Consider the following 614-nt stretch of genomic DNA (forward strand, 5'->3'; position numbering starts at 1 on the left):
AGTAGGTGGCGATAAAAATCCGCAAGGCGCGCGCCACAACGTCGGGGCGTGCTTTACCGCCAAAAGCCTCGTGACGTGCCTCATCACTCTGTTTTTGCCACCATTGCAGGGTCTCGTCCTCTGGCTCGCCGCATTTGAGTGCGGCCTGATAATCGATACGCGCATAAAACGTCGGTCCAACCCGCCCCGTTGCTGGTTCAAACATCACCGCCGCCACCGACAATATCGGGCAACCGGCTTTTTTACCCAGCGTTTCGATATCGAGCATCACATTATTCATGGGTCTGTTCATCACTTGTCCTCAATGCTATTTTTTATAGCGCATTACCGCCTGTTTCATTTGCTGGCGAATAGCGCCTGAATAAATCATGCGTTGCCGGGCATCATAAAAACGCAGGCTGAATGGCACCGGGACGAGGCGTGACTCCTGCACCAGACTGCGGTCATTAAGATAATAAAGACAGCGATTGCCGTTATTTCCATATTTACATTTAATCACGCGATATAACATATTTATGTCTTCCAGGGTGGGTTGAGAAAAACAGGCATGACGTTTATTTGGCGCAAGCTAGCACCGGCAGATTAACGCCATTCTAAAACAGAGTATTAATACA

At 49.2% G+C, this 614-nt stretch carries 2 protein-coding genes; both read right to left on the reverse strand.

Annotated elements, in window-relative coordinates; genetic code table 11:
- On the reverse strand, positions 1–292 hold a 292-nt coding region (locus tag ACTBDU_RS16440; RefSeq protein ID WP_438807215.1), incomplete at its 3' end, for a 3'-5' exonuclease.
- 15 nt (positions 293–307) lie between these two features.
- Positions 308–499: a hypothetical protein gene (locus ACTBDU_RS16445; RefSeq protein WP_438807216.1), complete on the reverse strand. Its 192-nt coding sequence runs from the start codon at positions 497–499 to the stop codon at positions 308–310.
- Positions 500–614: the final 115 nt, after the last annotated feature.

The sequence above is a fragment of the Sodalis sp. (in: enterobacteria) genome, from assembly GCF_051710625.1.
Classification (GTDB): domain Bacteria; phylum Pseudomonadota; class Gammaproteobacteria; order Enterobacterales; family Enterobacteriaceae; genus JBPESN01.